The sequence below is a fragment of the Vibrio sp. Y29_XK_CS5 genome, assembly GCF_024181835.1.
In the GTDB taxonomy this organism is placed as follows: Bacteria; Pseudomonadota; Gammaproteobacteria; order Enterobacterales; family Vibrionaceae; genus Vibrio; species Vibrio harveyi.
Window position 1 is genome coordinate 445,900 of sequence record NZ_JAMZAM010000002.1, and the last position, 26,778, is coordinate 472,677.

19 protein-coding genes and 1 pseudogene are annotated in these 26,778 nt (G+C 45.9%); 9 read left to right on the forward strand and 11 right to left on the reverse strand.

The window, feature by feature from the left end:
* Positions 1-308 precede the first annotated feature (308 nt).
* On the forward strand, positions 309-761 hold the full coding sequence (locus tag NL647_RS12275) for a MarR family winged helix-turn-helix transcriptional regulator (RefSeq protein ID WP_005446725.1): 453 nt from the start codon (positions 309-311) through the stop codon (positions 759-761).
* Positions 762-789: 28 nt separating this feature from the next.
* Here NL647_RS12275 and NL647_RS12280 read toward each other — a convergent pair whose 3' ends face one another.
* Positions 790-1,536 (reverse strand): FadR/GntR family transcriptional regulator, encoded by a 747-nt coding sequence (locus NL647_RS12280; RefSeq protein WP_050935199.1) that lies wholly within the window; start codon positions 1,534-1,536, stop codon positions 790-792.
* Positions 1,537-2,053: 517 nt separating this feature from the next.
* Between NL647_RS12280 and NL647_RS12285 the strand changes: the two genes are divergently transcribed.
* From NL647_RS12285 to NL647_RS12295, 3 genes are all read left to right on the forward strand, one after another.
* Positions 2,054-3,301 (forward strand): M20 family metallo-hydrolase, encoded by a 1,248-nt coding sequence (locus NL647_RS12285; RefSeq protein WP_253650207.1) that lies wholly within the window; start codon positions 2,054-2,056, stop codon positions 3,299-3,301.
* A gap of 133 nt (positions 3,302-3,434) precedes the next feature.
* Positions 3,435-4,826, forward strand: a complete 1,392-nt coding sequence (locus NL647_RS12290; protein WP_017188230.1) for a YfcC family protein — start codon at positions 3,435-3,437, stop codon at positions 4,824-4,826.
* Between the two features lie 22 nt (positions 4,827-4,848).
* A complete protein-coding gene (locus NL647_RS12295) occupies positions 4,849-5,550 on the forward strand; it encodes a DUF1028 domain-containing protein (RefSeq protein ID WP_017819113.1) in 702 nt (233 codons plus the stop codon).
* Between the two features lie 64 nt (positions 5,551-5,614).
* Here the strand turns inward: NL647_RS12295 and NL647_RS12300 are convergent, their stop codons facing one another.
* The 4 genes from NL647_RS12300 to NL647_RS12315 all read right to left on the reverse strand — a co-directional run bounded on the left by NL647_RS12300 (position 5,615) and on the right by NL647_RS12315 (position 11,108).
* Entirely contained in the window at positions 5,615-6,424 is an 810-nt protein-coding gene (locus tag NL647_RS12300; RefSeq protein WP_114092858.1) for a fumarylacetoacetate hydrolase family protein, read from the reverse strand.
* Positions 6,425-6,511: 87 nt separating this feature from the next.
* Positions 6,512-7,468: an AEC family transporter gene (locus NL647_RS12305; protein WP_009698219.1), complete on the reverse strand. Its 957-nt coding sequence runs from the start codon at positions 7,466-7,468 to the stop codon at positions 6,512-6,514.
* A gap of 179 nt (positions 7,469-7,647) precedes the next feature.
* Entirely contained in the window at positions 7,648-9,264 is a 1,617-nt protein-coding gene (locus NL647_RS12310) for a polysaccharide lyase 6 family protein (RefSeq protein ID WP_050937845.1), read from the reverse strand.
* A 65-nt stretch (positions 9,265-9,329) separates the two neighbouring features.
* Entirely contained in the window at positions 9,330-11,108 is a 1,779-nt protein-coding gene (locus NL647_RS12315; protein WP_005450862.1) for a sodium:solute symporter family protein, read from the reverse strand.
* A gap of 1,408 nt (positions 11,109-12,516) precedes the next feature.
* On the opposite strand from NL647_RS12315, the gene NL647_RS12320 reads away from it, so the two are divergent.
* Together NL647_RS12320 and NL647_RS12325 are read left to right on the forward strand one after the other, a co-directional pair.
* On the forward strand, positions 12,517-13,776 hold the full coding sequence (locus NL647_RS12320; protein ID WP_253650208.1) for an alginate lyase family protein: 1,260 nt from the start codon (positions 12,517-12,519) through the stop codon (positions 13,774-13,776).
* Positions 13,777-13,845: 69 nt separating this feature from the next.
* Positions 13,846-14,562 carry an oligogalacturonate-specific porin KdgM family protein gene (locus NL647_RS12325; protein ID WP_005450860.1) on the forward strand — a complete coding sequence of 239 codons (717 nt, stop codon included), beginning with the start codon at positions 13,846-13,848 and terminating at the stop codon, positions 14,560-14,562.
* A gap of 185 nt (positions 14,563-14,747) precedes the next feature.
* On the opposite strand, the pseudogene NL647_RS12330 reads toward NL647_RS12325, so the two are convergent.
* From NL647_RS12330 to NL647_RS12345, 4 genes and pseudogenes are all read right to left on the reverse strand, one after another.
* Positions 14,748-14,858: pseudogene (locus NL647_RS12330) on the reverse strand (EamA family transporter); the annotation flags it as partial.
* A gap of 18 nt (positions 14,859-14,876) precedes the next feature.
* On the reverse strand, positions 14,877-15,593 hold the full coding sequence (locus NL647_RS12335) for a 3'-5' exonuclease (protein WP_253650209.1): 717 nt from the start codon (positions 15,591-15,593) through the stop codon (positions 14,877-14,879).
* Complete coding sequence (locus NL647_RS12340; protein ID WP_005450858.1) at positions 15,593-17,455, reverse strand: putative nucleotidyltransferase substrate binding domain-containing protein; 1,863 nt, start codon at positions 17,453-17,455, stop codon at positions 15,593-15,595. The genes NL647_RS12335 and NL647_RS12340 overlap by 1 nt, the downstream gene beginning before the upstream one ends.
* Before the next feature lie 176 nt (positions 17,456-17,631).
* On the reverse strand, positions 17,632-18,351 hold the full coding sequence (locus NL647_RS12345) for a FadR/GntR family transcriptional regulator (protein WP_005450857.1): 720 nt from the start codon (positions 18,349-18,351) through the stop codon (positions 17,632-17,634).
* A 368-nt stretch (positions 18,352-18,719) separates the two neighbouring features.
* Here NL647_RS12345 and NL647_RS12350 point away from each other — a divergent pair, with 368 nt between their 5' ends.
* The 3 genes from NL647_RS12350 to NL647_RS12360 all read left to right on the forward strand — a co-directional run bounded on the left by NL647_RS12350 (position 18,720) and on the right by NL647_RS12360 (position 21,809).
* The gene (locus NL647_RS12350) at positions 18,720-19,496 is read left to right on the forward strand and encodes an SDR family NAD(P)-dependent oxidoreductase (RefSeq protein WP_017188223.1); all 777 of its coding nucleotides are present in this window, start codon (positions 18,720-18,722) and stop codon (positions 19,494-19,496) included.
* Between the two features lie 119 nt (positions 19,497-19,615).
* Positions 19,616-20,332: a FadR/GntR family transcriptional regulator gene (locus NL647_RS12355; protein ID WP_069219293.1), complete on the forward strand. Its 717-nt coding sequence runs from the start codon at positions 19,616-19,618 to the stop codon at positions 20,330-20,332.
* A gap of 118 nt (positions 20,333-20,450) precedes the next feature.
* Positions 20,451-21,809 (forward strand): MATE family efflux transporter, encoded by a 1,359-nt coding sequence (locus NL647_RS12360; protein WP_074050304.1) that lies wholly within the window; start codon positions 20,451-20,453, stop codon positions 21,807-21,809.
* A 477-nt stretch (positions 21,810-22,286) separates the two neighbouring features.
* On the opposite strand, the gene NL647_RS12365 is transcribed toward NL647_RS12360, so the two are convergent.
* Positions 22,287-24,452 carry a heparinase II/III family protein gene (locus NL647_RS12365; RefSeq protein WP_253650210.1) on the reverse strand — a complete coding sequence of 722 codons (2,166 nt, stop codon included), beginning with the start codon at positions 24,450-24,452 and terminating at the stop codon, positions 22,287-22,289.
* A gap of 2 nt (positions 24,453-24,454) precedes the next feature.
* Complete coding sequence (locus NL647_RS12370; protein ID WP_253650211.1) at positions 24,455-26,620, reverse strand: heparinase II/III family protein; 2,166 nt, start codon at positions 26,618-26,620, stop codon at positions 24,455-24,457.
* Positions 26,621-26,778 lie beyond the last annotated feature (158 nt).

The window sequence follows — 26,778 nt, forward strand, 5'->3', positions numbered from 1 at the left end:
TCGCTTAGGCTCGTCGGAATGACGGGGTGGTGCTCTCTCGATTATGTTTCTCGTCATTCTGAACAGCGAGGGACGAGCGTGATTCAGAACCTGCTCACCGAGAGCTGTGGCTTGATGAGAAATATTGAGCCAAGAGCGTGTGGGAGTTAGATTCCTGAGCTCGCCTAGGCTCGTCGGAATGACGGGGGTGTTGCTCTCTCGGTTATGTTTCTCGTCATTCTCGAAAGCGACGAAGGAGCGCAGTCGGGAATCTCTTGCAAGCACCAGACTATCCAATTGAAAACAAAGCCGAAAGTAGAACAGGCAATATGAAAGATCAGAAGATTTCTCCGATATCCGTGTTGGATCAAAGCCCAATGTTTGTGTGTGGTGTGATGCACCGAACATTCCGTAATCGTGCACAAGCAGAGTTATCGCGTCAGAACTTGATGACGTTGGAAATGGCGAGTGCCTTGGCAGCGTTGGAAGAGTTTCAACCGATGAGTCAGCAAGAATTGGCGGATGCGGTACTAACAGAGCGAAGTGTCGCAAAACGCATGGTGGACAACTTAGAAAAGCGTGGCTTTGTACAAGTCTCTAAGAGCGAAACCAATCAGAGATTAAAGATTCTAACACTCACAAAAGAAGGGGTAGAAGCGGTACGCAAAGTGCACCGCATCATGACTAACCTCAAGCAAGATTTCTTCTCTTGTCTGACGGAAGAAGAATCCGATGAATTCTTCCGTTTGGTGCGTAAAATGACCTTAGCCAATCACGCTTAATTCAGCATTTCAAACGATGGTGAGCCAATTAGCTTTCTGTGAGAAAACGGTTCGCCACTTCAGCTTCTTGTTTCTTCATCAATTGATGCGCGGTCAGCATGTGTTGTTCCATCACTTGCTTGGCTTTTGATGCGTCACTTTTACGCAATGCTTCCACCAGTGCACGTTGGCTTTGCACACCCGTTTGCCACAGCTTGTGGTTGCCCGGTTCATACAGTTTGCGATAAATCGTTAGCTCGGTAAGCATTTGCGCAGTAAAGCGAACCACAAACTTCAGCAGCTCGTTACCAGAATAGCTCGCTAAGAGGCTGTGAAACTCAATCGATGCAATGTGGTGTTCGCGCTCTTGATACACATCTTCCGGTGGCGTCTGGTACTTATCGATCTGCTGATCGAGACGAGCAAGTTGCTCATCGGTCAATGTGCCCGCCAATGATGCTGCGATCTCTGGTTCCAGAGATAAGCGGATCTGGTACAGATCAGAAATTGAAACGTCTTTGAAGAACAGGTAGTTACTCAGTAGTGCCTGAGCTTTGTTCTCACTCATTTCGCTAACAAACACACCGCCTTTTGGCCCAGTCTTGGTCGAGAGAATACCTTGAGCCTCTAAGATACGCATGCTTTCACGTACTGTGCTTTTTGACGCATCAAAAGTTTCCATCACGTCGATTTCGCTTGGGAGACGATCGCCGGGTTGTAAAGCTTGATCGACAATCCATGCTTTGATCGATTCGGCTAATTGTTGAGTTCTACGTCCTTTTGCGCTGCTTGCCACATTATCCTCGCTGGTTTTTCTCGCGGTATCTAGGGTCTGTTTATCTTTCGTGGTTAAATTTTGTTCGAGATAAAATCGTTTTCGGCGAGGCAAGGAGTGTGCCGCCTAGTCACTCTAAGCAAATACTCCTTAACAAAGCATAAAACGATTTTGCGGGGGCGCCTAGCCCGAACCCTTTGGGCAGCGTTTGTTGGCCATTTCTACTTCGTTATCGACTTCTCATGTAGGCTAACTACACATCAAAGTCTCTGCCTTGTATAAACACCCAACAATTCGCTGCAAAAATCAGCACGAAAGGTTAACAGACCCTATTGAATTCTGAAGGAAATTCAAAGGATGTCACCTGTTTTCTACGTTTCTTTTTTTGGAAAAAGTACGGGTTGTTGATTATGAAACCATCCGATTATCGATCGAATCGCTCTCACAAAAAAGTCTATTTATCATGATAAATGTCTTTCATTTGATATTTATCATGATAAATTAAAAATGAACATGGTTAGAAAAAGAGCGATTCAAGATGGAAAAATTTGTAGAAACTGCCAGCCTAGCGTGGGAGTGGTTGGAAGATATTGCTCAATGCAGCCAAACCCAAGACCCAGATAGCGAAGGTGTTACTCGCTTATGTGCCAGTGAAGAGCACGCAAAAGCGAATGAAAAACTACGTGAGTGGATGCTGCTGTCTGGTATGGAAGTGCGCATGGACAATGCTGCAAATCTTATTGGTCGCTATCACAGCCCAAATCCAAATGCCCAGACGCTGATTTTTGGCTCTCACCAAGACACGGTGCCAAATGGTGGTAAATACGATGGCATCTTGGGTGTGATTCTACCAGTTGCGTTGATTCACTATTTTCATCAACAGAAATTCGAATTCCCATTCAATATTGATGTGATTGCCTTTAGCGATGAAGAGGGCACTCGATTCCAATCGACACTGCTTGGCTCAAAAGCGATATCTGGGACGTTTGACCCAAGTGTGCTGGATGCGCGAGATGCTCACGGCGTGACCATGCGTGAAGCGTTAACGTCGTTTGGTTGCCATCCAGATCAGATCGGAAAAGACGCTTACAGCAAAGAAAAGGTGTTGGGCTTTGTGGAACTGCATATTGAGCAAGGACCACAGCTTGAACAAGCGAACTTGCCAGTCGGTGTGGTTACTGCCATCACTGGGATTGAGCGTCATACTTTGTCGATTGTTGGCAAAGCCGGACACGCAGGCACAGTGCCAATGGACATGCGTCAAGATGCGCTAGTTGGGGCAGCTCAGGTCATTCATATGTTTGACCAACTGTGCAAACGTGAAGACGACCTAGTGGGCGTCGTAGGTAAAATCGCCAACTTCCCAAATGGTGTGAATGTGATTCCTCAGCAGACGGACATCACTATCGAACTGCGCTCTCCAAATGATGCCTCTCGCATTGCCGCACGAAAAGAAATGCTGGAGAACATTCAAACCTTGATGGCGCAGTACAACCTCGCGTATCACCACGAACAAACTTATGAGCAAGCTGCTGTCACCTGTTCTGATTCACTTTCTTCGGCACTTACTCAAGCGATCGCACTATCCAATATTGGCACCAAAAATCTATTCAGTGGCGCGGGTCATGATGGTCTGGCTGTGTGTGAGCTGACGGATATTGCGATGTTGTTTATGCGTTGTACGGGCGGGGTTAGCCATCATCCTGATGAAGCGATTTTACAACAAGATCTCGTAGCAGCAGTCGAGGTTCTGAACCATTTCTGCATGCTGATGAAACACCAATAAAAGCGAAATAACACAAGAGAGGGTGGGGATTCATCCTCTTTTTTACTTTCAAAACCAAGACTTGGTTTTAGCTTGTGAACGTGAAGGCTCATACCAATGGGTTTTCATTCCTATACTAAGGAGAGATTTTGTTATGGATATGACAAAAAAGATGGAGACAACAGAGAAGAAGGCTTGGTACAAGAGTATGCCGGACCCAATGGTCCTGATCTTTATGATTTTGGTGGCAACGTATCTACTGACTTTTGTTGTGCCTGCCGGGGAGTTCTCACGTGTTGTGGTGGACGGTCGTACTACCGTTGTCCCTAATTCATTTGCTTATCTGAGTGATGTGCCTGCGGTGCATTTCTTTGACATTTTTGTCGCGATTCCGAAAGGTTTGATCAGCGCGGCACCTTACTTGTTCATCGTATTTATTGCTGGTGGTTTGTTCCACATCTTGCAACGTACTGGTGCGCTTGAGAACGCGATTGGTGTGGCGGTAAACAAAGTTGGCGTGAAGAACCGTAATCTGATCATCACAATCGGCACCTTTATCTACGGTTTCTTTGGCGTGGCGGTAGGCTTTGAGAACAACATCGCACTCGTTCCGGTTGCGGTTCTGATTTCTGCTGCGGTTGGTTACTCCAGCCTTGTCGGTACGGTAATGGCAGTGGGCGGTATCGGTGTAGGCTTTGCACTGTCACCAATCAACCCTTATACCGTAGGTGTGGCTCAAGGTATTGCTGAACTGCCTACTTTCTCGGGCGCTTGGTTGCGTGCAGCGATGGTAATTTCCTCTCTTGCATTGCTGTCTTACTACATCTGTACTCGTGTGGCGAAGATGGAGTTTAAAGAGCCAGATTCAGCAGAAGGCTTAAGTAAAGATCTTTCAGAATACCACCTAGAGAAGAAAGACAAACTGACGCTAGGCGTATTCCTAGCTGGTCTTGGTGTGATGCTTTACGGCGTATTTGCTAACGGTTGGTACATCAACGAGATCGCAGGTCTGTTCTTATTAATGGCAATTGTGATCGGTGCGGTGAACGGTTTAAGTGCGAATGGCATCGTGAAGCAAATGATGGAAGGTGCATCGGGCGTAACCGCAGGTGCATTGGTGATTGGTGTTGCGGCGTCGATTCAAATCATTCTCGACCAGGCGCAAATCATCGATACCATCGTTAACGCGCTAAGCTCACTTATCCAAGATATGCCGATTGCTATCTCTGCGATTGTCGCAAGTGTGGTGCAAGGTGTGATCAACCTATTTGTGCCATCGGGTTCTGGTCAAGCGATGGTGACCATGCCTATCCTAATTCCTGTTGCAGATCTTACTGGCATGAGCCGCCAGCTTATGATCACTGCATTCCAAGTAGGTGATGGTCTTACCAACCTTATTGTACCGACTTCTGGTGGTACGCTAGCCATGTTGGCGCTGGGTCGCGTCTCTTACGAGCAGTGGCTAAAGGCAATTATGCCATTCATGGTATTTGTTTACGCCTTGTGTTGGTTGGCGCTGTTTATTGGACAAATGGTCGGCTACTAACGTCTTTTTATATCGAGAATCTATGACGATTTCACTTATTCATGTTAATCCTGAAACGGGATTATCGGCTTCCATCACAGCCACTGGCGGCGTTGCCGTTGGTGGTTATGTGAACCACAGTTGGCGTGGAATTGGCGCCTGTGCAACTCAAGGTTTGTTTACCAATCCTTGGTATGCAGACAATGCCAAGCGATGGTTATCTCAAGGACTGTCTTGTCATGAGGTGATTGACCGTTTGAAAGAAGGTGATGCGGAATTCGCCAAGCGCCAATGTATGGTAATGGACAAACATGGCTATACCGCGTTTATAAACGGCGAAGAGAACATCGCGTACGTCGGCTCTATAGCACTTCAAGATTTGGCGGTTGCCGGAAACATGCTTGAAAGTGATGCGGTTATTGAGGCGTTTGCAGATTCGTTCCTAGCTCAGACTGTGCTCAATGCTGAGCAAGTGAGAGCCGGGGGCAAACCGCAATATCGTGATAACTATGAGGCAACGCTAGCAGAAGTGCTTATTTCTGCACTAGAAGCCGCATTGGAAGCGGGAGGGGATAAGCGCGGTACCTATTCTGCCTCTCTTCGTATAGAAAGTTATACTCATGCGCCGATCGATATTCGTGTCGATTGGTCTGATGACAGCTTGATGGAAGACATGAGGAAGGTACTGAGCCGAGTACGAGCGCCGAGCTTTCAAGAGTTTCTTAATGGCGTGCCGAATCAGTAAGAGGATTCATGTCGCGCAAAATAAAAAGCCGAACAGTGACTGCAGTTCGGCTTTTTTGTATTGGTTAAAACATAATTTTGTTTTCAACTTTAATGATGCCATTGAGTGAAACAGAAATGACATCGTTATCTTTCACTTCAACTGTGTGAGTTGGTAAGTCGATGTAAATTAAATCGCCTGGTTTGAGTGTGAAATACTGACTGAGTTCACTCACGATTTCTGCTGGAGAATAGGTAATTTCAGCAAAGGCGTCATTGTTAATGGCTTTACCGTTGATTTGCGAAGAAACATGAATCTGGGTGAAATCGAGTCCGCGAACGATCTCATTCGCAATTGGGGCAAAACCGTCTGCGCTTTTTGCTCTTAGCGAATGGGCATCATGCTGCAGCCAGTTTGTTTCCGTAAGATCGCCCCCAACGGTGAGTCCAAATATAACGGCTGATGCTTGCTTGGTATCGATGTTCTTACTTTGCTTTCCTATCACGACCACGAGGGAGCTTGAATACTCGATGTTATCGGCATCAGATGGTACTTGGATTGGAGCGCCGGTAGAAATTAACGCTGAAGGCAGTTTAAAGAAAAACTGATAATCACTTTTCTTCGCCTTATCTGCTTGTTTTTTCGCTTGAACGATGAACACTTTTTCTGGCTTGGTTGGAAGCAGCAGACTGACATCATCAACTGAAACTTGGCGAGGTGAGAGTGATGAATCGGAGAAAATATCCCCTTTAAGAGGATAGATTGAGTCTTCTACTAACTTGCCGTAACTGATTTTCCCGAGGTGTTGATAGCGAACATAAGTCGTTGAAGCTGCATTTGCCGTTAGACTGACCACACTTAAACACACGCCCAAACATAATGCGATGAGTTTCATTATAGAAATCCTTATTTTTTAGCGCATTATATCGGTTAATTGCTGGGAAGCGTATGCCGAACTCTCCTACTTGGGGTTATGTCCCGATTAAATTAGGTTGTAACTCTTAAGAATGACGATACCCAATGTACAGGTAATTGTTGAGAGTACGGTCGTTAAAGCGATGATGTTTGCCGCTAAGACAGAATTACCTCCCATAGAGCGTGCCATGACATAACTTGCCGCCGCAACGGGAGAAGCGTTCATAAAGAACAAAATGCCAAGCTCAATCCCTCGAAAGCCAACTAAATATGCACCTGTGGTAATCACGATAGGGGCGACGACCAGTTTGTAGCTGCTGGCAAACCAAGACGGCCCTTTCTCTTTCTTCATCAAACTTAAATCGAGTGAGCCACCGGTACACAAGAGGGCGAGGGGAAGCGTCATCTTCGATAGGTAGTTACCAGCGTCAATCGCTACATCTGGAACAGGAATCGACAGAAGGTAGAACACCATGCCAGAGACGATCGCGATGATCAGCGGGTTGCGCGTTAAGGTTCTCACCATCATTTTGGCGGCTTGAGATCCAGACGTTGCGCCTTTTGGAGACAAACAAATCACCGCTTGTACGTTATAGATAAAGGTGGTTACCGCAACATAAAGTGCAGCCAGCGCCACACCTTGTGAACCGTAAGCATTCGCCACATACGCAATGCCGATGATGCCCGTATTGGCGCGAAAGCCACCTTGGATTAAAACGCCTTGATCGGGTGACGATTTGAAGAACAGCTTGACGGAAACATAGGTGAAAATGAAAAACGCGATGCTGGCAACAATACCGTAATTGACGAAGCCGCTAGCCGCGGAGAAATCGTGCTCGGAGACGACGATACTTAAGAACAACATCGCAGGCAGCGTGACCTGAAACACCAGTTTAGAGCCGATTTCGATAAAGTTGTCGTTGATAAGTCCTATGCGTTTGAAGACAACGCCCAAAACCAGCATTAAGCAGATAGGACCAGTGATCGATAACGAGAATTGCAACTGATGTAAAACAGCATCCATGAGTGTATCCGCAGCAAAAGAAAAGAGTTTTATAATTGTCATACAATTAAACCACAACTCAATCTTGGGAGACAGTAGGGTGGTGAAATTTTCTTCAGTTATTGTGGGGTTACTGGTGAAAGGAGAGGGAAACCAGTCTGGCTTGTATCACCAGACTGGAAGCAAACTCTAAAGCAGAATTACTTTTGGGTATTTGCAAGGAGGTAATCAGGACCAGCTGTTTCTGCCGTTACTACAGACAGCTTGCTCGTATCCGCACCAACGCCTTGGTATTGGGTAAAGCCTTTTGCTTGCTCGCTCTTCGGCAGTTCTACTGAGTAAGAAGCGATTTGCTCTGCGTTAGTCACCGTGCCAACGTACACTTCGTTGTTGTAGGTAGGATTGACCAGCGGTAACTCTTCTGTCGCACGTACACTGACGAATTGCTTTTGCTGATGGTTATCAACCACGTTGCTATCGAAGTGAACATCTACGCCAGCGAAAATGTTTTTCACTTCACTGTTGTTGAACAGGCTCACACGGTGCGTTTGGTTGCCGTAGACAATGCCCCATTCCGTATCTACAAGGGTGTTGTTACGAATGGTGATGTTCTTTGGTGTCCATTGCTTGTTGAGCTCTTTGCCTTTCACTGCTTGGTCGAGCTTCTCGCCGTTTGCCACATCAATGATGCCCGTATTGATTACGATGCCGCCACGTAGATCCGCATTGCCTTCAATTTTGCCATCACGGCCACGCGTGCCAGTGATGTAGTTGTTCTCGATCACGTGGTCTTCATCGTAAATACGCATACCGCCAGTAAGCAGTTTTTCGTTACCTAGAATCACGTTGTCTTTCACTACGTTCGCTTTACCGTGACGAAGAGAAATCAGAGACGCACTTTCAAAGATAGTATTGCCAGAGATTTCATTGCCACCTGACTTAATCGAAATCAGCTCGCGTTCACCATCCATATCAATCAGCAGGTTATTGGTGAACTTAGAGTTTGACGCCCATTGAGACGATTTTGAATCGCCGATTCGAATTGCTTCCCAGCTGTTACCGTTGTAACGAATCGCATCTTTGATGTCGAATTCATTGAACTGATTTGGCTTTTGGTCCAAGAAAATGTTGTTAGCAATAAGGTGGTTATCTGGTGTGTCATCTTTTTGTACACCAATCAAAGTGCCGCGCTTTTGCTTACCTTCAAAACGGTTATTGATCACCTTGCCATCTTTACCCCAAAGTGAAACCCACAAGTATTTCGGGTATTCCGAGCGACGTTCGTCCGGTTGGTATTCGTAAGCGTGGTTGAAGTAGTAGAACGTAGAGTTTTGTAAAGTGTTGTTGTTACCCATCATACGCACACCACCGAAACGTTCAGCAGGACCGCCTTTGGTAAACACCAAACCGTCGACAGTGATGTTGTTACCTTCAAGACGAAGCTGAGCCAAACCCGTTAGCCAAACACTGCCAGGTTGCTCCGCCTTGATGGTAATGTCGTTGGCTTTTACCGTGACGATATCAAGATCCGCGTATTTACCCGCAGGAATCGTAATTATTGTACCGTCTGCGGCATTCTCCATTTGTTGTTTCAATGCTTGCACGGTGTCTGCGGATTGCGCTTGAAGTGCGCTGCCATCCACTGTGTTTAAGCGATCCGTAGCAAGCAAGTAATCGCGAGTGATGTCATTCACTGCGGTTTCAACAACAGCGGGAGCCGCGGCTTCCGTGGTTTGAGAAGGTGAAGTGTTACAACCTACTAGGGTTAGGGCAGAAATGGACGCGGCAACCACGCCAGCAAGCATTGTTTTTTTCATAGTCATGATCTTTTTTAAGTAGAAAGCGGTCGGAAGACGACCGCTTAATTAGAGAAGGGATGAATCTAGCTTTCTGTAACCGTTTCTGAAGCTTGCTCTACTTTGTCGTCAACCGCTTTTACAAGCAGTAGACCAACAGCAAGAACAATCACACCACAGAAGACGAAGATTAGGCGTCCCCACATTGGGTTAGGCAGAACGAACATGGTCATCACGCCAACACCTGCGACTGCAATCAGTGAGCCAAGCATGCGGCGTTGTTTGTTATCCAGTTTCTTCTGTTCTGTAGACTCAGATACAAGTGGTGTCGCTAGGTTTTCGAAGAATTTGTCTACGTTCTTTTGACGTTCTTCTGAAAGCGGCTTGTAGAACAATGTCGACATCATGAAGAAGCCAGCGGTGAAGACTAGGTGAGCGATCAGACCGATAGCAACTTTCAAGTCAGACCATTCGCGACCTGTTAACGGCTCTAGGTTAAACCAGTTTTGAACCATGTCTGCTGTGATGACGAAGCCAACAAAGTAAGAAACGATACCACCCATGACTAGCGTGCCCCAGCCAGCCCAGTCTGGCGTTTTCTTAATAAAGAAGCCGCAGAACGCAGGGATGGTCATTGGGAAGCCGATTAACGCGCCCACATACATCATGGTGTCGAACAGGCTCAGCCCCTTCAGTGAGTTGATGAACAGAGCAACCAAGATGATGGCGACACCAAAGAACGTCGAGGTCAGCTTAGATACCACCACAAGCTCTTTTTCTGTTGCTTGAGGGCGAAGGATTGGCTCGTAGAAGTTCTTAACGAAGATGCCTGAGTTGCGGTTTAGACCAGAGTCCATAGAAGACATGGTCGCTGCGAACATGGCGGCAATCAGTAGACCCACCATACCTGCTGGCATGTACTCTTGTACGAAGTAAAGGTACGCGAAGTCACCAGCTTTAGAACCTGCATCTGGGTATTGTGCTGCTAGGTCAATACCTTGACCTGCAATGAACCAAGAAGGCATGAACCAAATGAGTGGACCCATTGTCATTAATAAACAAGCCAATAGAGCTGCTTTTTTCGCGTTCTTAGAGTCTTTTGCTGCAAGGTAGCGGTAAGAGTTCAGCATGTTGTTGGTGATACTGAACTGCTTAAAGAAGATAAAGAATGCCCAAATACCGAAGATGCTTAGGTAATTCAGGTTGTTACCTGAAACAAATGATGCGCCTTCTTCTACAGGGAAATTATTGATGATCTCTGTAACGCCACCGCCTTGAACGATCGCCACAACCGCACAGGTTACCGTTACTGCCATAATGATGACCATCTGCATGAAGTCAGAAGCGATAACCGCCCAAGAGCCGCCCGTTACCGACATTACAAGTACAACAAGACCTGTCACTATGATTGTGGTGGTCATATCGAAGCCGAATATGCCCGACGCGATGATTGCCAGACCATTCAACCAGATACCTGCTGAGATTACGCTGTTTGGCATGCCAGACCAAGTAAACACTTGCTCGTTGAACTTACCGAAACGCATACGAATTGCCTCTATAACCGTCACGACGCGTAGCTGACGGAACTTAGGCGCAAAGTAGAGGTAGTTCATTAGGTAACCGAATGCGTTAGCTAAGAAGATGACGGCCACCGCAAAGCCATCAGCATAGGCTTTACCAGCTGCACCAGTAAACGTCCATGCACTGAACTGCGTCATAAATGCGGTTGCACCTACCATCCACCAAAGCATGCTGCCGCCGCCTCGGAAGTAGTCACTGGTGGTACTGGTAAACGTTCTGAACATCCAACCTATTGCAATTAAGAATAGAAAGTAGATGCCTACAATAAGGGTATTGAGTTCCATCTTTAGACCTTTTGATAGTTATTTAATGTCTTGAGGTAATACTAACTATCAGTCTGTTTATTTGTAGTACAATAACTCAAAAGCGTGACGAATGATCCGGAATGGGTTGTTTCAATAATCATACAAGTGATCGTGATCGAATATTGACATTGCACTCAAAAAAGGGAAAGGAAAACCACTACAACATCACATTAATCTATCAATAAATTGGATGTGTACGAGGTACGTTCAGTAGGACTTCTAGGTTTAGATATCAAAGGGTATAACGGTGTAAGAAGGTAGGAAGTATTATTATATTTGTATGACTATTTCAGATAAAAAAACGCCCACGACATGCCTGTAATGCGTGGGCGAAAAACGGTATTGATACCGTCTGAGCCAATAGCTCTGTTGGATTGCAATAGAACAGTGAAACGCGGTTCTGGATGTAGCTGAAAGATACTCGAGGGGTATATCTCTCATCGCTGCTAAGCACGTTACGCTGTAAGATCTTCGACAATCATTGCAAAGTTCAACAAAGCTAGACTCTGTAAAGTGTTGTTATGATATGGGAGCAACTATACCAATCGACACAAGTCATCATCCTCGTCTGATCGATCTCGGCGCTTTACTTATGCCGATTGGTATTAACGATCTCCGCTTAACTTTCTCCACTTAATTAATGATTACTGACGAATAAAGCGTTTTCATTGGCTTATTGTCCGTCAATAGCAAGCCTAAACTGGTCGCTGGTCGAGATGGGGCGTGGCGACAAAAAGAACAATCTCTACACCCACTTAAGTCCGATGAGGACGACAACGGTAGGGAGCAACAACAAGCTGCTCAGGCCCATTAAAACTTGAGCAAAAGTGAGTAGGGATGACAAAACAGTATTCTTCAATGTTGAAATTTTCACCGGGTGAATCCATCCTGCTCGCTTTGCTTTGCCTCTATTGGCTATTTCTGCTGCTTGCTCACCTTTCTATCTACTTATGTCTCAGTCTTACATAAGTGATCTTCGCTTCTGTTGCGTCGAGCCCTCTTCATTTCATCTCTAAAAACCAAGGATGCTTAACCTGTAATTTGACTCTATGTAGGAAAGAACATGGCGAAAAGCACACGTCAACAGTAACTTTATGTTCTGTGTCTCAAAATCTCCAAATGATTATATTGTATTACAAATAAAGGTAAACTAAGTTGGTGTAAAAATATGCGGTAGAACACACTTTTACCCTAAATATTAAGACAATTAAAAACTGTTAAATAGACTTAATATATTTAATATCAATAGGTTATTTAATTAAGTGGAATTTGTAATAAAACTTTATAAGGTGGATAAATCATACAATTAGATCTAATTCACAGATCGCTCAACATCGGCTAGGTACTATATTTGTAGTATTTTAACTCAAGATAAAGGCCGATAATAATGAAATCCCTACGACCTCTACATCTAGCAACCTGCCTCAGCACCATTCTTTTCAGTGCTAACACTCTTGCTGCAGACTTTGTGTTTCTTGATGAAGCAACGCTTGAAAAAAACCGCGCTGTTTTACAGTCAGATAAAGCGAGCGATTCAATGAAAGACGCGTACGATCGTCTGATTGAAGAAGCAGAACTGGCAATGAAAGATGGCCCGTTCACGGTTACCGCGAAAGGCATGACTCCACCAAGCGGTAGCAAAAACGATTACATGAGTATCAGCCCTTACTGGTGGCCAGATGAATCCAAAGAAGATGGTCTTCCTTGGGTCCGCCATGATGGCAAAACTAACCCTGCTTCGAAAACGGCGGAAACAGATTCTAAACGCATAGGTCATTTCACGCGCTCTGTCCGTGCACTTGCGTTGGCTTATTACTTCAGTCAAGACGAGAAATACGCAAACCAAGGTATTGAGTATGTTCGCACTTGGTTTATGAATGACGAAACCAAGATGAACCCGAACGTGAATTATGGGCAGGGTGTTCCTGGACGAGCAGAAGGGCGTCGTGGCGGCATCATTGATACACGTACGCTGGCAGATCGCATGCTGGATTCCATTGCCATCCTATCGCTTTCTCCAGCTTGGACGGATAAAGACGAACAGCAAATCACACAATGGTACGGCGAGTACTTAGATTGGTTGATTGTTGATGACTTATCAGGTGGTCCGAAAGGCGAAGCGGCAGCGGCGAACAACCACGGCACTTGGTATGACTTCCAAGTCGCGAGTATTGCTTACTTCTTAGGTAATGAGCCTCTAGCAAAACAGATGGTTCAAAAGGGCAAGATGCGTGTAGACACTCAGTTTGAAAAAGACGGTTCTCAACCTCATGAAATTGAACGCACTCGTGCTTACCACTACCACTACTTCAGCTTAGATCCATTGGTCCGCATCGCTCAAATCGGTGACAAAGTGGGCATCGACCTCTGGCACTACCAAAACAAGAAAGGTGGCTCGTTAGCACAAGGTATTCAGCTAATGGCGACTTATCAAGATCCAGCGTCTGACTGGCCATACACCGCAAAAGACAATCCACGCCGAGTAGAACGCATGACACCAATTTACCTAAAAGCAGGTGTGGCGATGGAGAAACCTGAATGGGTGAAACTGGCAACAGAAACCGACTTTAGCCAATTCACAGTGAAGAAGAATTTGGCAGAAGTTTGGGCTCAGCGCGATATCGAATTGCTTTACCCAAAACAATAAAACCCTAGAAGGGCGGCGTGTAATGCGTCGCCACTTTGAAAAACTATTTATCTACAGTGGAACACTACTATGACATCTAAAAAACAAATTGCTTTAGCGATCGCGACCACCCTTTTTGCAGGCAGTATTTCAGCCGCATCACTAGACTTCCGTGAAGAATACAAACACGATTCAGAACAATGGGCAGGTCGTATTAAGATCAGTGGTAGCACTGGCAATCATTACTACGGCGTTGAAATGAAGCATACAGGCAACCTAAGTGAACTTCAGCGCGGTGACAGTGAGTTTGAATATGGTTACCACTTCAAATTGGATGACCACTGGCGTATTACTACTTCGATGCCAATTACGTTTGGTGATGAAGCCGTAACATACAAACCTCAGGTTCGCGTTCAATACAAATTCGATTCTGGTATCACAACGAAGCTTCGCTACCGTCACGAATTCCGCAACTACGCATCGGGTAAAACTTCAACGGGCTTAGATGGTCAGCAACATGACTCACTAAACGCAGGCAAGATCACAGGTAATATCGATTACAACTGGAACGCATGGCAATTTGGCTTTGAAGCGAACTACAAAGAAGATTTCTTCAGTAATGAGTGGAAGCTTGGCAACCGTGACGGTAAATACGAGTGGGATTACAACCTAAAAGTGGGTTACAAAGAGAAAGGTTGGGATTGGCGTCCATACGTTGAGTTCGGTAACGTTCAGTGTAACAGCTCTTGTGATGACAGCTCATCGCGCCAGCTACGTAGCCGTGTTGGTGTCACGTACAGCTTCTAATCCAAGCGAATACAAATTTAGAGTCTTTCCAATAGCCCGCCCCGAAGCGGGCTATTTTTGTATGGCTTTCGCATGATTACAGTACAAGAGCATATCAACATGAACCTAAAAACGTCCGCATGATCGATGTTTAATCCACTTTGATTGGTAACTTGTCGGATTTACTGGCGAATAAAGACATATTAAAAAGTGGGGACTTCGCCATTGAGCATTTTGAGTGACACGTTCGAAAGAGACGCAACCAAGTTCGCCGTCACCAAAAGGAAGCTGGCGCTAGATACGTCAGATTTTTTCATATTCGAATGTATAGTGAGCTAGAGACTCAATCGATAAAGGGTACCGATGGTAGTTTTCCCTTGAGGTGTAATTCGAGTTTTTTGTGCCAACAACAACTCTGCTGTCGCGACCGCATCCGCTAACGCATTATGTCCGTTGTACTCAGGCAAGCCATAACGAGCGCGAGTGCCTGATAGGGTGACATCAATTTCGTCACGAGGATTGATTGCTTTCTGTAAGTGTTTTTCAATGCACATAGTGTCGAGCCAAACCAAGGGCGGCTCGCTGAGTTTAAACACGCGCTGAAGATACTGATTGATGAACTGAGTTTCGACGACACAAGCGTGAGCGACTAAAATCTTGCCTTTGGCTGCGCAGAAGAATGCACGCATTGCATCATGGATAGAAACACCTTCAGACAACATTTGCGGCGTAATATGGTTGATCACGGCTGTTTCTGGCTTGATTTGTGAATCGCTATTAATGTACATGTGCTGACTGGTGGCAAGATCTACTTTGCCATGAACAATGTCGACCCAGCCGATTGATAAAATCAAATCTTCTTCGCTGTCTAATCCTGTCGTTTCCAAATCCAATACAATATAGCTGGCATCCTGAGCGAATTGCGTTGCGTCCAAATATGGCGTTTGAACCAACGCTTTGATGTGCTCTGGCATTGTTGTTTGCTTCGCGTATTGCTCACGCTTTCGATTCAGGCGTGAGCAAGGATGAAAGTAGTCTAAGATACGCTTCATTAACGGCTCCCAAAGCGCACTTTCGCGGCTTCTTGCAAATCTGCAATAATACGGAAGGCGTCTTTCAGGTGTTGGCGTTCAAAGCTACCGAACGTGTTTGGGTCGATGTGGTTATTTGGCTCTTCACCGCGTTTAAGCGCCTCTAACTGATGACCAAAACGGAACGACAAGATGAACTGGTACGCGTTCAGGATGTTCTTGTACGCATCTTCACTCAGTACACCCGCTTCATTGGCGGCTTTGAAACGCTCGTCGGTCGCGGTTAAATCACACTCAACTGCTAAACCGTAAATGCGCGCCAAATCAATGATTAGGTTGATGGCGTACTTTTTCACGTCTAGCGTCTTCTTATTCTCGCCGGATTTCTCCAAGACTAAACTGTTGAAGATGCCAAGCGGAGGGTTCGTGTTTACCGCATCATTCACCAGCATGGAAAGGAATTCACGGTTACTGCGAATGTTGGTGTGCAGTTCATCTCGCAAGATACTTTCGTAATCTTTATTGCCATAAAGGGTACGAATTTCCAAGAACACACTGATATTCAGTAAACGTTCGTACTCTGGGTTGGCAACCCATTTCTTGTAGTACTTCTTCCAGACACTCAAAGGTTGGCACCACTTTGGCGTTGCGGCCATAAATTTGCCAGGACACAAAGGATAATCACAACTCGCAAGGCCGTTACTGACGATCATAGCAAGATGCTTGAAGTAAATTCGGTCATTCTCCGTCGCGTGGTCAGCAAGGACAATCGCACTGTCTTGATCCGACAGCATGTGGACTTCGTTACGAGCGTGCGAACCTGCCACAATCCATGAGAACTTACATGGTGGAGGTCCAAGTTTATCAATCGCGATTTGAATCAAGCGGCGCGTGTAAGCGTCCATGATCATCGTCATCACTTTACCGATGACTTCCGGTGAAACGTGCCCATCAACCAGAGCTTCAAAGATAGCTTGGCGCTCTGGTGTGAAGCTCGACAGTGATTTTACGCTGCCCGCATATTTGATTTTTTCGATTAAGAAGATCGCTTGTACGCGGTGATTTTGTACAAGGTGCGTCGTAGTAAGAACACCTACGACCTTATTGCTCTCGACCAGCGGTAGATTGCGGATATTGTGTTGCATCATCATAGATGCAGCGTGTAAAACTAGGTCATCCGGTTTGATGGTCTGTGGATCGTGCGTCATGACCTCTGAAATAGGGCTGTCGGTACTTACCCCTTGCGCGATAACACGCTTGGTCATATCGCGGTCGGTAATTAAACCGACGATTTTGTCATTCTCATAAACCACGGCACAAGGCGAGCACTTAGTTAGCATTTCGTTGGCAACGGCTTGAATCGACTGGTCGGCTGTCACTACAGCAACGCGACCACTGGCGACTTCACCAACTCGGCGAATGAACAAACCTTTCTCTTTGTTGGACCAAACGACATCCAGTGCTGATTTCAAACGAACCTGTGCCTGTGAAGCAAAATGCTCCGCACATTCAGGGTGCGCTTCAAACAATTTTTTGAGAGCAGAATTAGGAATTACGTACACCAGCGAGTTCTCGATAGCGATGGCTCGATAGCCCTTATTGCTGTCTATTTGGCTACCAAGAAAAGTAAAACCGAAAATGTCTTCAGGACCCAGTTTCGCGCGCAGCACACCATCAGACTTTCTTTGTTCCATGGAGCCTGTGCGGATGATATAGAGTGATTTCTCTTGCCCAGTCACGCATTGGTCAATGACTTCACCTTTGCCAAGGTAAGTAATCTGCACGTGCGATGCGAGTTCACGCAAAGCCGGTTTTGGAATTTTGTCGAATGGGTCGATTTGCCCAATAAATTGCAAGATGTTTGGCAGCAGAGATTCAGTCATAACACGGCACATTAGATGATTTAATTTGTATTATTATATATCTAAACCATGCGAAGTATCATTGATTAGGAAAATTTTTGTGAAGGTCGAAGGGATTCTGAGAGGATAAGAAGGAAAGAGTAGACAAAAAAGCACGCGCTAGGGCGTGCTTTTTAATGTCAGATCTAGAAAGTGCTTTAGTTGACTGCGGTCAGGCGGTGCTTTGAATCGAGTAGGTGGTTTGCCGAAGCTTGGCGAGCCTTATCCGGGTTACCTGCCATGATTGCATCGTAAATTTGGCGGTGTTCTTTGATACACGTGCTACCTTCTTCCGAAGAGTGGGCAATGAAGTTCACGAACATGGTCGTCAGAATATTGCCAAACGGGAGGTAGAAATCGTTACCTGTCGCATTGAAGATTAGGCTGTGGAAACGGGTATCGACTTCCATCCAACGTGCTTGGTCAAATTCTTCGGCTTCTGCCACTTCAACCATTTGTTGGAAAGTTTCTGATAATTCAATTCGTTGCTCTGCTGTCGCGTGGATAGCTGCGAGTGCACAGGCTTCCGGTTCGATAGCTCGGCGTAAACCTAGGAACTGACTACAGAATTGGTCAGTGTCAGCAAGTCCGTCCATCCATTCAATTAATTGAGGATCCAAAAAGTTCCAGTAAGCGCGGTTGATAACACGCGTACCAACTTTAGGACGAGACTCTAACAGACCCTTCGACGTCAGCAATTTTACTGCTTCACGTAATGCGGTGCGGCTAATGCCAAATTGCTCACAAAGAACCATTTCACCGGGTAGGATAGAACCTTGAGGGAGCTTACCAGACAAAATGCCACGAGCGATTTCACGTGCAACTTGCACATGAAGGCTTCGCTTCGAGCCTGAGATAGAATGAAATTCGCCAGACATAATCTTCACTTAATTGCTAAATATGTATTATTTAAGCCGTACTATAGCACTCCTACACCCCTGTACCAAGCGGATGTTAACGTAATATAAGAGGGGTCACAGAACCTTTCTTTGCAGCAGGCACAATCAATGTTTGCGTTGACTTCAGCCTATTCTCTCAATCGTTTTGAACGCTATCAACTTGTTAAATTATTCATACAAATAAGAGCTCAAAAACCCAGCGCACTGTGACCAGAAGCACAATTGCGGTTCAAAAATGGCGAATTTTGCCAGTTCTCACTCAATTGATAGTAAATACGCTTGCAGGAGAAAGATCTTATTGTATGATTTATTCGTTCAGCACGAATAACTAACATAGGTAAACCGTAATGTTTAACGATTTGAAAGGTAAACGCGTACTTATCACTGGCTCTACAGCAGGTATGGGCTTAGCGGCTGCACGCGTGTTTGCAAAATACGGCGCAAAAATCGGCATCAACAGTCATCAAGCTGGTCCGGATGCCGATGCTGCGGTAACCGAGCTTACCGCACTTGGTGGTGATGTGAAGTTTTTCCAAGCGAATCTTATGGTGACCGCTGATTGCGAAAAACTGGTTAAGGAGTTCACTGATCATTTCGGTGGCATGGACGTGCTAATCAACAACGCTGGTGGTCTTGGCGGTCGTGAAAACTTAGAAAACATCGATGATGAGTTTTACAACCGTGTAATGGATCTGAACGCACGTTCAGCGTTAATGACAACCAAATACTCAATCCCACACCTACGTGCGTCGGCTGCAGAATCTGGTGAAACTGCTTGTGTGATTAGTACTGGTTCTATCGCTGCTCGCGAAGGTGGTGGTGTTGGTGCAGGTATCTACGCAGCATCAAAAGCGTGGTTGCATGACATTCACCGTAACTGGGTGAAAGAGTTCACTAAAGACAATATCCGTTTCAACATCGTTTCACCGGGCACAATCGACACAGCATTCCACGATGGTAAGTCTGATGAGTTGAAAGCGGCGATCGCAAATGGCATTCCAATGGGACGCTTTGGTCGAATCGACGAAGTTGCACCAACATTTGCTTTCTTCGCTTCACATGCATGTGCGGGTTACATCACTGGTCAAGTTCTGGATGTAAATGGTGGTCAAATGGCGCCATAAGCGCTGACCCATTTCGTTTCAGACGAATACACTGACCTCAAAAAGCCAGCTTCGTCTGGCTTTTTTTGATCATTTATTGAGTGTCAAAGCACTGGAAACATAATTATAAGGAGCGTCAAATGGCAAAATTTTCTCTTGTGGAAGATTCACACCGCAAGATTCATGTGCAAGTTGCCAGGCAAATCGCCCGCAAAATACTGTCAGGTGAGCTAAATCAAAATGAAAGGCTACCGAATGAAATGGAACTCTGTGACGCATTTGGGGTGAGTCGTACGGCATTGCGCGAATCAACCAAACTGCTTTCAGCAAAAGGGTTGATCGAGTCTAAGCCAAAAGTAGGGACAACAGTTCGTGCGCGTAATAATTGGCATTTTCTCGATCCACAACTCTTGGAATGGATTCAAGATTTAGAAGATACCGAGCCGTTTCTGGCTCAGTTTTTGGGGCTACGTAAAGCGATTGAGCCTGAGGCATGTGCCTTGGCTGCAAGTAACGCAACGGCAGAGCAAAGAAAGGAATTGTCGGTCATTTTTCAGTGTATGACCATGGCAGCCAGTCGCTATGACTATGACGATTGGACGGTCAACGACCACCTGTTTCACCAGACAATTTTCTTGTCCACGGGTAACCAATTCTATATTCCGTTTGGCAATATTCTCTCGACCATCTTTAAGCTGTTTATCGATCATTCAGCTGAAGGTGGTCGATTCTGCATTGAAGAGCATCGTGAAATTTATGACGCCATCATGGCGGGCAATGGCGATCAAGCTCGGTTAGCGTCGCACACTTTGCTGAATGACGAAAACCAAAAACTGTCCCAGGTCGTTAACGGTTGATGAATCAACATATGTTTGGCTTTGCTCCATGAATATGAAAAGGGGGGCAGAGCCAAGGTTTTAATGACAACCGCTTGTTGTGTTTGCGGTTCTCTGTGACAACTTTGAAAGGTCTAGCATGTCTTCCCAACCCTATATAAGAAAAAATCTGTCCCTCGCTTGGCCTCTGGCCTTGAACGCACTGTTAATGCAGTCGATGTTAATGATCGACACCTTCCTAGTATCACCGCTCGGTGAAGTTTCTCTTGCTGCCATGGGTATTGCTACCACTATCGTCTCCTTTGTTTTAGGTATACAAATGGCGTTGGCGAACGGTTCACAGTTGGTACTTAGCCGTGCGGTCGGATCTGGGCAACATTTGTCGCTCAACAAAGGCTTCTGGGCGGGCTTAATTATCAACGTTTTGGTCGCGGTTTTGTTTTGGACATTAATTACCGCCTTCGACAAAGCGCTGATCAGTAAGTTAACCGATAATGTCGCCCTTTATGCAGAGACCGAACGCTACCTCGCTGTTGCTAAGTTCATCATTATTTTCAACGCCATTACTCAAGTGATGATCGCTTTGTTTAATGCACTTGGTCGAACCAAAGTGCCGTTTAAAGGTTACTTGATTGAGTTGCCAGTGAACATGGCAATGTCTTATGTGCTGATTCACGGATTAGCAGGCTTTGAGGGGATTGGTGTGCAAGGTGCAGCGGCAGGCAGCTTAATCGCGATCACCATTCGACTGTCGTATTTGACTCTCTGTATCAAGTTAGATGACTCCATTGTCTTGTCGACTAAAAATCTGGATGCTTCACTGAAGAGAAACACACTCAATCACTTTAAAGAGATTTTCCCTGTTGCAGCAAACGTGACCATGCTGCAAACCGGTGCGACCATTTACATGTTGCTGTACTCGCAGCTTACCTTGAACGCCTACGTAGCTATGACCATTGTGATGCCTTGGATTAAAGCAGGTACACAGTTCATCACCGCTTGGGCACACTCGTCGGCGATTACGATCAGTCAAGCTATCGGGTCACGACAAATGGATGAGTTACGTAAGAACGTTGATATCAGCATCGACATGGCAGTGATGATCTCGTTTGTATCCGCTGCCTTTTTCCTTGCGTTGAGTTTCGTTCTTCCAGATTTGTATCCAGATTTGGACCCGACTACATACGTTGCACTTGCTTCCATTGCCCCGCTGTACATTTTGTTGCCAATTGTGCGTGGCTATAACACGGTGCATGGGCATGTTTTACGTGCATTAGGTAAGACAACGGAAGTATTCAAGATTAACTTCACTGGTCAGTGGATCGTGTCTATCCCGTTATGTGCGTTGATCATTCTGCATTGGGACCTTTCTTTTTTCTGGGCGTTCGCCGTTATGCCATTTGAGGAGATAGTAAAAGCGCTACCGTTTAGGCATTTGGCGCGTAAATCCCTTAATGAGTTTGATTTAAAGAAAGCAGAGAAGCTTATGTATGATTAATAAGTAAGTTGTCATCCGATTAAAAGCCCTCAACGACGAGGGCTTTTTTATGCCAGTTGCTTGCTCACTATGGAAGGGAGACAACCGATGAGAGGGGCTTTTAGTACCGATTTCTGCGGATAAGGTACTCTCAGTGAAAGGGGCGTTTTAAGTGATAGGTCAGATTCAAGAAAGAACAAGAAGCCCTCGCTTTGAAAAGCCCGAAACATTGGTCAAGTTGGTGGAGTTTTGTTCTCTAAGTTAAAGCTAAACGGTAAGTAACCTGATAGCTAATGATTAATTTCTACCCCCCCTAATCAGCAGAGTCCTGTGGTTAGGTGTTTGTTGTGCCTTCAATAAAACACGTACAAACGATTTGTTTTGATAAAACTGAGAGAGACTTAGTGATTTGAATTGAAAGAAAAAAAGCCGAACATAGCGTCCGGCTTTGAATTAGTTCCCGATTTTTTACATTAATTTTTAGTGGCTATGTAAAGATTAAATTTGTGCGAATGCGCCTTCCCAAGTGTAAGCCACACCGTCGAATTCAACGCGATGTGCAGCGTTTTGCTTGTCTTCATCTAAGTTGCAAATAGCGAACAGATAAGCGTTGCCTGTTGTGGTTTGCAGACGAATCACAGTACCCACTTCGTTGTTGCCAACGACGGTTACTGACTCAACTAGGCCACGAGCGCCAACCGATGCTTCGATAGACTCGTTGAAGTAACCGTGTGTTTCTAGCACTGAGGCAAACACGTGGTTCTGACCTGATTGACGTAGGATAAGTGCTGGTTCGCTCTTCAAGTTGAAGTCTGGATCATTTGCGCCTGTGCGGGTGAAGAACACTTTGCTGCCGTTAGTTGCGCTTGTGATTAGCGAGTAGTAGCTGTTGTCGTGCAACCAGCTTACCAGTGAACTGCCTTCGACTTGACCAGAACCGATGTTCCATAGGTGCTGGTAGCCGTTGTCTTCGCCCATTGGACGCAGCGTGCTTTCTACATCGTATTCAAAATCCGTACGGATGATTTGACCAGAGTAGTGCACTGGCAGGTCGTATTGGTGCTCTTGATCTGCTTCGATGCGGTAAACATCAATCACAAGTGGTTTTTCGAATTCTGGCAATTCAGCAAGAATGATGCTGCGCTGCATGTCTACACCGTTGTAGTAACCAGAAATACGACCGCTCATGCCTTGCAGTTTTTCGTCATCAGCTTTGAAGAAGTGCTTAGAACCGAACTTGGTTTCTGCTAGCGCTGTGTCGAAGTTGTTTTGTGTCTTTTGATCAACCGTTACTGTGTTGTGCGCGATCGTCTGCTTACAGTAAGACTTGTTCTCTGGGATGTAACGACCGCCAAATTTAGGCTCAACGTTTACCCAGCGACCAAAGCCGTAATCGTGCAGCACTTCATGACCACGGTTAAACACGCTCAGGTGCAGACCATCGTAGTGACCGTGGTCTAGCGCTGAGTGGTATTGGTGATCGCTGCCGTGCTGACCAAACCAGATAAGCGCCATTGTGTCGTCGTCTTGCTCGTCACGGTGGCGAAGAATGCTTACGCCGCCTTTTTCGCCTTCTGGACCGTCTGTTACGAATAGGCTACCCCAGTTGAATGGTTTGATGTTGTCTGTTGCTGCAACCGCGTCAGACAATGTTTTACCTGAGATATGAACCCAAACGTCTTGCTGGTGGTCTGCCATGCCAAGTAGCGTTTCAGACTGCTCGTAACGGTGGAAGCACACTGACGTAGCCATGATTACGCCTTCATCGTTAATCGAAATCGTCTTCGATGAGTCGTTCAGTGCTGGCAAAGTACCATCTGGGAATGCCGTCTTAAATACTGCGTAAGACGTGGTCTTGATTACCGAGTCGTTGAACTCGTAAATACCAAGCTCAGGCTGACGACGTTCAATCGCTTCTGCAAATAGGTAGATTGGACGCAGCGAGAAACGGTGGTAGTAAGGACCTTCCATGTAGTAGCCGTCTGGCGAGAACAGTTGGTCTAACTGAGCTAGGAAGCCGCCGCTCACTTTATCCAGTTTCAAGCCGTAAAGCGCTTTGTCTACTGCATCTTGATCGTTAATTGCGTAACCACAGATACCCACAGCGGCTACTGCCCATAGACCGTGGTTGTGTACGATGTCGAAGTCGTGACCGTAAGTGACTACGAACAGCTCAATCATTTGTTTGAACAGATCGTTTTCAATCAGTGTTTTTTGCTCTTCTTCCAATGTGTGGTAAATGCAGCTGTACGCACAAGAGGTGTATAGCATCCACATGTTCTCGTTCAGAGTTTGGTGGAAGATCTTACCCGGAGGGTTAGAGTCACGGCTGGTGTTGCTCTCTAGCGTCGGGTATACCTTCGCGTAAGCCGTTAGCATGTCCACGATGTAATCGCGGTATTTCTGTTCGCCAGTGATAAGGAATAGGCGACCCGCTAGATCAATGTGGATGTAGTTTTGCTTGTGGCGGTTATGCTCGTAACCGCCGCCTTCGCCGTGACCTGGAACTTCAATACCTACCTCTGCCATGTAAGCGTCAGTTTGTTTGATGTCACGTGCTAGTGCATTTCCTAATAGGCTATCCGTGCCAAGTGCTTTGCTTAGTTCTGCCGCTTCTTCAAAGTTCATTAATAGCGGTTGGTAAGACTGGGTTTGGTAGCTCATTATTATTTCTCCTGCCCGAATGCGTTCACTTCTAGAGAGTAGAAGCCATTCCAGCTGTAGGTTTTACCGTTCATTTCTACTTGGTGTGGGGTTTGGTCGTCAGCGCCTAGAACATTGCTGATCATCACAGTAACCAGTGATTTTTCAGTCGTGATTTCTACGATGCTGCCAACGGCGTTGTAACCCACGACGCGGATATCTTTCACCTGACCACGTGCATTCACCGATTGCTCAAACTCTTCATTGAAGTAGCCGTGTGTTTCTAGCACAGAAGCAAATAGCGTCGATTCGCCCTTGCTGCGCAGAATGAATGCCGGTTCGCTACGTAGGTTAAAGCTTGGGTCATTGGCGCCAGTGCGAGTGAAGATCACTTCATTATCGCCGTTCTGTTTCGCGCTGCTGCTTGTGCCTAACCAAGTGTAGTAGGTGTTGTTTTGTAGCCAGCTAACTAGCGCCATATCTTGCACTTTGCCACTTGCTACTTTCCAAAGGTGTTGGTAACCGAAGTCATCGCCAAGCGTGTTCAGTTCACCAAAGCTTTGGTAATCGAAGTTAGTACGTACGATTTGACCATCGTATTGATGAGAGTAGTCGTACTGATGCTCGCCTTCACCTTCGATGCGGTAAAGGTCTAGCAATAGCGGTGCTTCAAGCTCATCTAGGTTAAGCATGAACACACTGCGCTGCATGTCTGTGTTCGGGTAGTGGTCGTTCGCAAACGCGCTCATACCGTTGATTTCAGTGCCTTCCACTTTGAAGAAGTGAGGCAAACCGTGCACTGAATCAGCGCGGTCTACATCGAAACCATTCTGACATTGCTCATCAATCGTTACCGCGTTATGCGCGATAGTTTGACGTGCGTACGATTTGTTTTCGTCTAGGTAACGACCGCCGAATTTAGGCTCAACGTTTACCCAGCGACAGAAGCCGTATTCACGCAGCACTTCTTGACCACGGTTGAAGAAGGTAATGCCAAGCGTATCGAAGTTACCATGTCCCATGCCGTGTTGACCGTAGTTCATCACAAGCTGTGACACATCACCGGTTTTATCCTGCATACGGATAAAGCCTTGTGCACCGTTGTTGCCAGTTGGACCTTCGTTAAGTTCCACACTTGGCCAGAAAGGCATGCCGATTTCACGGTCTGCGATTGCTTTATCGTAAGCTTGAGAAAGCTCTAGACCGCATGGGTGCATCCAAACGGCGTTTTGAATCTTCGCCATGCCTAGAATGTTGTCATCCAAGCCGTAGTGCTTGCTGTAAACGCTCACTGCAACTTGAACACCCATATCGGTAATGCTCATGGTACGAGATGCGTCGTTTAGGGCTGGGAACTCACCATTCGGGTAAGCTGTTGCCAGCATCGCCTGTACTGTGTTGCCAATCACTTTGTCTTTGTAGTTGTAGATGTCTACTTCAGGCATGTGACGGTGTACCACTTCTGCAAATACACAAGTTGGACGAATCGCATAACGATGGTAGTACGGACCTTCCATGTAGTAACCAGAAGGTGCGAACAGTTGTGAGATTTGCGCTAAGAAACCGCCAGTATCATCACGGTCTTGACCATACACAGACATCTCTAGATATTCAGGTTTGCCAATAGCTAGACCACAAATACCAACAGCCGCCACTGCCCAGATACCGTGGTTGTGAATACGGTCGAAATCGTGCGCGTATTTCACGGTGAACATGTCTAGCATTGGTTCGAAAATGCGCTCAACAACCGCAGTGCGCTCTTCTTCTGTCATCACTGATGCCACGCAAGAGTAGGCAAGACTAGTAAACATTAACCAACAGTGTTCATTAAGGATCTGGTGGAAAAGACGACCTGTAGGGTTAGTGTTTTTCTGTACGTGGAAATCAAAGGTGAGGTACTTCTCTGCGTAAATAGCGAGAAGATCTTTAACGAACTGCGCGTACTTTTCTTCTTGAGTGATCAAGAACAAACGACCCGCTAAGTTCATGTAGGTATAGTTTTGTTTGTGGCGGTTGTGCTCGTAGCCACCCGCTTCGCCGTGACCTGGGACGTCTAGAGGCAGACGCATGAAGGCTTCAAGTTCCTTGCGATTCGCTTCAATGGATTTGCCCATCAAGCTCGGCTTTCCGACTTCCTTTCTTAGTAGTTCGACTTCTGCTTCAGTCAACAAAATCGGTTGTGTAGTCATTTCTTTACCACCCTCAGATGAAGTGTGTTGTTTTCTTAAACTTTCTATAAAGTAATACAATATTAGGTTTGAGTGTAGTTTTTGTGGCAAAAAGGGAGAGTGAAATCACGCGAATTTAGCTAACTCATTGATTTGTATTGTTGTGGTAATCCCTGTTG